The 229-nt window shown below is 66.8% G+C and carries 1 protein-coding gene; it reads right to left on the reverse strand.

Features of this window, described 5'->3' with window-relative positions; genetic code table 11:
• On the reverse strand, nucleotides 1-229 hold a 229-nt coding region (locus ACP3VS_RS24595; protein ID WP_426390360.1), incomplete at both ends, for a hypothetical protein.

Raw genomic sequence — 229 nt, forward strand, 5'->3', positions numbered from 1 at the left:
TGGCGGCATAGCGCCCACCGTCGTAGAGGACGGAATCGACGCGGCGGCGGTGGCGCTGTAACCGCTCGAGCAGGCGATTGGCGCGATCGGCAAGCTGGACGGCGCGGGTCTCGGTGGGCGCGAGCGCCAGCAATCGAGCCAGTTCGCCGGTATCGTACCACCAGGCACCTTCTTCAGGCCCACCATAGGCGCGGTCGATCTCGTAGAGAGCGATGATGAAGCGCATGGG

The organism is Lysinibacillus sp. VIII_CA, assembly GCF_049943995.1.
Taxonomy (GTDB): domain Bacteria; phylum Bacillota; class Bacilli; order Bacillales_A; family Planococcaceae; genus Lysinibacillus; species Lysinibacillus pinottii.